A 6,674-nucleotide genomic window follows, 5' to 3' on the forward strand; every position below is an offset into this window, starting at 1 on the left:
TTCCCGCACTGCCCGCCCCGCCGACCCTGACCTCGGCGCTTCCCGTTCCCGAATGGGGCACCGTAACCGCCGATCTCAGCGATATGGTCGTGATCGTCGGTGCCGGTGAGCTCGGACCCTACGGGGCCGCGCGGGCCCCGAGAGACCTTGGCCGACTCTGTCATCCGGTGGCGTGGGCATCGGTGACTGCGGCGAACGGCGGTACGCGTCTGGCCGTGACCGCTCAACGATTGCAGTAATGCCCCGGATAACGGTCTGTTATCCGGGGTAGTGCATCTGCCGACCTGCGGCTATAGCGCTTCAGCCGTGCACGAAGCGGCCCCGTTATCTGGGCCAGGCCCCATATCCGTTGTTTTTTCGGCGGTTACTACTGGAACCCCGGGTCTGGTCCCGGAAGGGGCCGACGTCCCACAAGCGCCTCTCGGCGAGTGGTCGCTCGTAGCGACAATGGGGTGAGGCCCGGGGCTGTCCGGACGTCGGCAAGGAGTTCAACCGGTGCGGCGTGTGGGCTATTCCGGTTGCGGTGTGTGGGCGGGGTCGCTCTCGTTCCCGGAGGGTCTGGTGAGCAGGCCGGGGTCGGTGAAGAACTCCACTGCGACCGGGGGCAGGGCCAGTTCCTTGCGTGCTGCGGTCAGGAAGTGCTCGAAGGCTCGGCGCACGGGCACGCGGTGTTGGTCCCACTCCTGCTCGGTGACGAGACTGCGTCGGAAGGTGGCGTGGTGGAGTTCGCTGAGGGCTTGGTCCAGCGCGCTGGCTGCTCGCACCACGTCGGTTGAGCCGTGCAGCCAGACCGAGGCCACGGCGCTGTCCCAGGACGGGAAGATGCCGTCTTTGGTGTGTTCGATCAGTGCCTGCAGGCTGCTGGTGTCGGAGTCGGTGTGGGCGACGGCGCGGATCGCTTCGTAGGTTGCCTGGAACTGTTCGGCCAGACGCTGGTAGCACTCGGTCTTTTGGTCACGGCGCCATCGGGTGGCTTCGGATCGGGTGTCCCAGAGACGTCCGACGGCGATTCCGAGCATGCCGGCCACGGCGGCCACGATCGCGGCAGTCACTGAACGCCCCCTATCTCCGGTCGAAGTCCGACCGGAACATCCGTCCAGAATACGGGCTGTCTTGTTCTATCTGGTTGGTGTTCAAGGGGTCCGGTCGTGTCAATCCGCCAGGAACTGGTCGATCAACTGCCGAGTCTGGGTGTAATCGCCTCCCTCTCGTTGCCCGATCGACGCATCCGCCTGCTGCGCAAGACGCCGCACCCGGCCCCGCAGCGCCGAATCGCCCCAGTGCTCAGGGCTCAGCCGCAGAATCGCCACCAGCAAGTCACCCGGGTAGAAGTCGCCTGCGGAGAGTGGATCCTCTTCCAGCGTGTCGAGCGCCCGAGGCAATATGAATGCCGTTCCGACATTCTGCGACAACATGATCCGCATGTCCTCGATGCCGAACGCACCGATAGGGACTTGGCGCAACTGGTGAATTCTTCTCACTACATAGGTCGCTTCCGAAGACGGTGCGCCCCAAGCATGGCCCTCGATCTCCTCTACGGATCGCGAATCTATCCCGCGATTGGCCCCGCCACCCATCACTGCCCTCCTCAACTGCGATGCGCTTGGGCACCACAATCGGCATTATCGCGGGTCGGCGGACACGACAGAGCGGCGGCACAGGGTGGACAGTGACGTCAGATTTCGCCGATGTCGGCGGGGCCCCTGGTTGCTGATCGACGTCAAGATTCGCCGGTGATTGCCGCCGGAATTCACCAGCATAACCAACCCTGAATAGTTCGGGGTCGTAATAGAGCGGGTTCACCGACATCACTTCTCGATTAGTCTCACGATGTGATCGATGAGGTCGCGCAGATCCTGGTCGATGCCGGTGAGATCGCGATTCGACCCCGGTTCCGCCGGTTGGGCGCCGCGCAGATACAAGAGAAGGCGCCGGGCGATTTGGTCACTGTGGCTGATCGAGAAGCCGAACAGCTGATCTCACGAGGATTGCGGGAGGTCCTCGATATCCCGGTGGTCGGCGAGGAATCGGCCGCCGAAGACCCATCGCGCCTTTCCGCATTAAGCGCACGGTCCTGCTGGGTAGTGGACCCTATCGACGGGACTTCGAATTTCGTAGCGGGGCGCCGGGAATACGCGGTGATGGTGGCACTCTTGCGGAATGGCGCTCCTGTTGCAGGGTGGATCCTTGTACCCGAAGCCGGGCAGCTCTACGTGGCTGAGCACGGCTCCGGGGCTTTCCGAAACGGCGCCCCTATTCGACGGCCCGCCCCGCCGGCGGAAGTCGAGCGTCTGCAGGGCGCTGCTCCTACGAAGCGCATGCCCCAGCAGCAGCGCGCACAACTGGCAGAGGTTTGCGGTCGGTTCGCAACCTTGACCTCGGCGCCTTGAGCGCTGGTGTTAATTACACGCGAATGCTCGATGGTGCCCTCGACTTTGTCCTGTATCAGCGATCACTGCCGTGGGATCACGCCGCGGGCGTTCTACTCTTGGCCGAAGCTGGAGGGGTAACCGTCCGACCAGATGGGTCGCCGTATCGGGGTTCCGGTAGTAACGGCGCAGAAAACAACGAAATTCGTGTAGCCGCTGGTCAGGTGGGTGTTGTGTGATTGTTGGTGCGGGGCACCGTGATTGGTGCTTGGCTGCTGTCGAGTGTTGATCAGCAGCGTGGAGGTTCGGGTTCGTGGCGACGCGGGTGTTCGCAGATGAAGAGTTGCAGCGCCTGCGGGAGTTCCCCTAGATCAGCCGTGAGGAACTGTTCCGGTTCTTCACACTGACTCCAGCCGATATCGCGTTCGTGGCACCGCGCGGGCGGGGGCCGGCGGTGCGCCTCGGGCTTGCGGTGGCTTTGTGTACGTTGCCGTGGCTGGGATTCATGTCGGACACGGTGGCCACGGTGCCCGCGGTGGCGGCGGACCGGCTGGCTGATCAGCTGAATGTTGATGCGGCGCAGTTTCGTTCGTACGGGAAACGGGCGCAGACCCGCACCGAACATCTGCGATTGGTAGCGCAGTATTTGAGCTGGCGACCGGCTGGAAATATGGAGCTGAAAGAGCTCGACGAGTTCCTGTTGGCGCGGGCGATGGAGCACGATTCGCCGACGTTGTTGTTCCGGCTGGGGTGTGAGTATCTGATCTCGGCGCGGGTAATCCGGCCGGGCCCGGAGGTCGTAATCCGCCGGGTGGCCCATGCGCGCGCCCAGGCTCAGCGCGAGACCTACGATCGGCTCGCGCACGAATTCACCCCTGCGCGGTGCGTGGAGCTGGACGCGTTGCTGGTTACCGACCCGTCGTTGAAGGTGTCCCGGTTGCGGTGGCTGGCGACCGGTCCGGTGGAGGCATCAGCGACCGCGGTCAAGACCGAGGTCGAGAAACTGGGATTCCTGCGCGGTCTGGGTGCGGACACCGTGGATATGTCGGTACTTCCGGCCGAGCGCCGCCGGTTCCTGGCGACGATGGGCCGACGCCTGACTGGTCAGGCCCTGGAACGGCGTGATCCGCAACGCCGGCATCCGATCCTGCTCACAATGCTGGCGCAATCGGGCACCGACGTGCTCGATGAGGTGGTGCAGCTGTTCGATCAGGCGATCTCGGCGAAGTTCGGGCAGGCGGAGCGGCGGATGCAGCAGCAGTTGGCCGAGCGCGGTAAGTCCGGCGAAGACCGGCAAGCCTTGCTCGATGATCTGCTGAAAATCGTGACCGACCCGCATATCCCAGACGAGGAGATCGGTGGTTTGGTCCGTGGCGATGTGATCGGGTGGGAGCGGTTGCGGGCGGCGCTCGCGCAGGCCACACCTCGGCTGCCGCGTGATCACGGGCATCTGGCGGCATTGGATTCCTCGTACAGCTATCTGCGTCAGTTCACCCCTGCGGTGTTGTCGGCGGTGAGGTTCGCCGGCGGCACAGCATCGACAGAGCTGCTGGTGGCGGTGGCGATGCTGCGGGAGCTGAACGCGACGGGCCGCCGCAAAGTGTTCGACGATGCCCCGACCGGGTTCGTGCCGACCAAGTGGCGCGGCTACCTCGAAGAAGCCCACAAGTCCGGCAATGTCACCGGCTACCGGCACTTCTGGAAGTTGTGCGTGTTGATCGGGCTCCGCGATGGCCTGCGTAGCGGGGATGTGTTCATGCCGGGGTTGCGCCGCTACGCCGATCCCGCCGCGTACCTGCTCACACCCGTGCAGTGGGAGCCTGCGCGCGCCGAATTCTGCCGGCTGGTCGGCAAACCGGCTGATCCTGGCCGGGCCCTGGCGGTCGCGGTAGATGAGCTGCACGAGGCGGTCGGAGAGCTGGAGACGGTGCTAGCTCAGGGTGAGGGCCCGGCGCGCCTCGATGAGGGCGGGGATCTGGTGATCTCACCGTTGACCGCGGAGGATGTGCCCGCCGAGGCGATCGCGCTGAAGGCGGAGCTGACCGAGATGCTGCCCTTCGCGCCGATGGTGTCGCTGCTGATCGAGCTGGACAAACGCACCGGCTACCTGGACTGTTTCACCCACGCCAGCGGTAAGCAGTCCCGCAGCCCGGAGCTCAAACGCAACCTGATCGCGGTGCTGCTGGCCGCCTCCACCAATCTCGGGCTGACCCGGATGGCCGAGGCGTGCGGGATCTCCTACGACATCTTGTCCTGGACCCAGGAATGGCATGTGCGGGAAGAAACCCTGCGGGCGGCGAACCTGGCGATCATCGACTACCACCAGCGCCTCCCGCTGACCTCGGCGTTCGGTGGCGGCACCCTGTCGTCTTCGGACGGGCAACGGTTCCCCACCCGGGGCAAGTCGATCACCGCCCGCGCCCTGAGCCGCTACTTCGCCGAGGAAGGGCTCTCCACCTACACCCACGTGAGCGATCAGCACGCCACCTACGGCACGAAGATCATCGTGGCCACCAAACGCGAAGCGCACTACGTGCTCGATGACATCCTCGGCAACGCAACAGATTTGCCGATTACTGAGCATGCGACCGATACGCACGGAGTCACCCTGGTGAACTTCGGGCTGTTCGATCTACTCGGAATGCAGCTCTCACCTCGTATTCGCGATCTGGGCCGGATCACCTTGTACCGACCGCGCCCGCGTGCCGAGGCCGAGTCACGGTTCCCACCCGACGCGGACAATTTGCCCACCAGCAAGCTGAACCTGGAGTGCCAGACCCCGGAGGCCCTCAAAGATGTGCTGGTCCCGGACACCGAGCACTCGCTGTTTCTGGGAATGGAACCGGTATCCCGCGGCCTCATCCGGTTCAACCTCCGTTCCCCGGACCCCTTGGCACTGGAGGATTTTCGGCGGACCAACATGCCCGAAGCCACCCTGGAACAGACATTGATGCTGACCAACTACGGCATGCAGCCCGAAGATGGGGCGCAGACCAGCTTCGCCGACGCCCGCGTAGAAGCCGACACCTGGGGATGGATACCCCGCAGCTACATCCGCCTCACCCGAGACAACGTGATCTCTCCGGCACTTGCTACGAAAATGATCGACGACGCCGACCATCTCACACCGAACAACCCGTTCGACGTCCACAATCTGGCGGCCGGACACGTGGGTGTCGTCCTACAAGCGCGCGAGCTGGCAGCCATCCTCGTCCGCCTCGTGTGAAGTTCTCCAAGACGCCTGGTCGTGACCTCGAACGCACTATTCTGCCGCATACCGCGCGATGCGATGGGTCAGAAACGAACGTTTGAGTCCCACACTTCCAGACCAGGCAAGGCCGTCCGGAAGCCGCAGCTCAAACCCTGCCCCGCTTGGGTCATAACCCGTGGGCGGAATCTACGAGACGAAACCCGACGTGTCGGCCCTTTATGGGACAGTTCCGCGTATGGGACGGTTCGGATACGCGCGAGTGTCCACGCGCGGACAGAAGGACGACTCCCAGATCGACGCGCTCAACGATGCTGGGCGCGAACGGATCTGGGTCGACAAAGCCTCCGGCAGGCTCGCGCGCCCGTTCCGGTCGGTGCGGCACATGACCGAGCTGGCCGCCCAGCTCGACGAGCGCGGGGTGGACCTGGTGGTGCTCAAACAAGGCATCGACACCACCACCCCCGCCGGACGATCCCTATTCCACGTCGTCGCCGCCATGGACGAAATGACCGCGGACCTGATCAGCGAAGGCACCCTCGAGGGCCTGGAATCCGCGCAGGCCCGCGGACGAGTCGGCGGCCGACCAGCTGCCTCGAGTCAATTGCAAGCGCTCGAGGCACGCGAGATGTACGACGAACTCGACGACCGGGGCAAACGTAAGTACACCGTTGCCCAGATCGCCGAAACCTTCGGCGTCTCCCACAAAACCATCTACCGCCACCTCGAACGCGACAACACGTCCCTTGCGATGCCACTAGGCGAATCTGCCCGAGCAGAATGACGACGCTGACCAGCAGCTACACGAACTTCGTTGTTTTCTGCGCCGTTACTACCGGAACCCCATCATTGCCCTGCTGATCCGCGCCTGTCGAGGACGGCGCTGTCGTCGGTGCGTAGTGGATGGCGACCCCGATAGCAATCGCCGACCTGCCCGATCTCGATGCTCTCTTGCGGAAACCGGGCACGGGGGGGGGGGGGGGGGGGCCCCCCCCCGGGGGGTGTTTTGTGGGGGGGGGGGGGGGGGTGGTGGGGCCCCACAGGGGTGTGCGCGCCGGCCCGCGAGGTTGGCGGGGGGGTGGGGCCCGCCGGTTTGG

6 protein-coding genes and 1 pseudogene are annotated in these 6,674 nt (G+C 64.7%); 5 read left to right on the top strand and 2 right to left on the bottom strand.

Features of this window, described 5'->3' with window-relative positions; translation table 11 throughout:
- On the top strand, nt 1-239 hold a 239-nt coding region (locus QH195_RS00060; protein ID WP_280433840.1), incomplete at its 5' end, for a hypothetical protein.
- Between the two features lie 270 nt (nt 240-509).
- Here QH195_RS00060 and QH195_RS00065 read toward each other — a convergent pair.
- Together QH195_RS00065 and QH195_RS00070 are read right to left on the bottom strand one after the other, a co-directional pair.
- Nucleotides 510-1,052: a hypothetical protein gene (locus QH195_RS00065; protein ID WP_280433841.1), complete on the bottom strand. Its 543-nt coding sequence runs from the start codon at nt 1,050-1,052 to the stop codon at nt 510-512.
- Between the two features lie 99 nt (nt 1,053-1,151).
- Nucleotides 1,152-1,577 (bottom strand): contact-dependent growth inhibition system immunity protein, encoded by a 426-nt coding sequence (locus QH195_RS00070; RefSeq protein ID WP_280433842.1) that lies wholly within the window; start codon nt 1,575-1,577, stop codon nt 1,152-1,154.
- A 255-nt stretch (nt 1,578-1,832) separates the two neighbouring features.
- Here QH195_RS00070 and QH195_RS00075 point away from each other — a divergent pair, with 255 nt between their 5' ends.
- The 4 genes and pseudogenes from QH195_RS00075 (at nt 1,833) to QH195_RS00085 (ending at nt 6,361) form a co-directional block, all read left to right on the top strand.
- Nucleotides 1,833-2,390, top strand: a complete 558-nt coding sequence (locus QH195_RS00075; protein ID WP_280433843.1) for an inositol monophosphatase family protein — start codon at nt 1,833-1,835, stop codon at nt 2,388-2,390.
- Nucleotides 2,354-2,608, top strand: coding sequence for an inositol monophosphatase family protein (locus QH195_RS35140; protein WP_432278504.1), 255 nt, complete (start codon nt 2,354-2,356; stop codon nt 2,606-2,608). Before QH195_RS00075 ends, QH195_RS35140 begins: the two co-directional genes overlap by 37 nt.
- Before the next feature lie 131 nt (nt 2,609-2,739).
- Nucleotides 2,740-5,139: pseudogene (locus QH195_RS00080) on the top strand (Tn3 family transposase); the annotation flags it as partial.
- A 676-nt stretch (nt 5,140-5,815) separates the two neighbouring features.
- Nucleotides 5,816-6,361, top strand: a complete 546-nt coding sequence (locus QH195_RS00085; RefSeq protein WP_280433844.1) for a recombinase family protein — start codon at nt 5,816-5,818, stop codon at nt 6,359-6,361.
- Nucleotides 6,362-6,674 lie beyond the last annotated feature (313 nt).

The sequence above is a fragment of the Nocardia carnea genome (assembly GCF_029868855.1).
In the GTDB taxonomy this organism is placed as follows: Bacteria; Actinomycetota; Actinomycetes; order Mycobacteriales; family Mycobacteriaceae; genus Nocardia; species Nocardia carnea_A.

Bases quoted from the DNA above. Each gene is read 5' to 3' on its own strand.
- QH195_RS00070 (WP_280433842.1), bottom strand. From the start codon at position 1,577: ATGGGTGGCGGGGCCAATCGCGGGATAGATTCGCGATCCGTAGAGGAG.
- QH195_RS00085 (WP_280433844.1), top strand. From the start codon at position 5,816: ATGGGACGGTTCGGATACGCGCGAGTGTCCACGCGCGGACAGAAGGAC.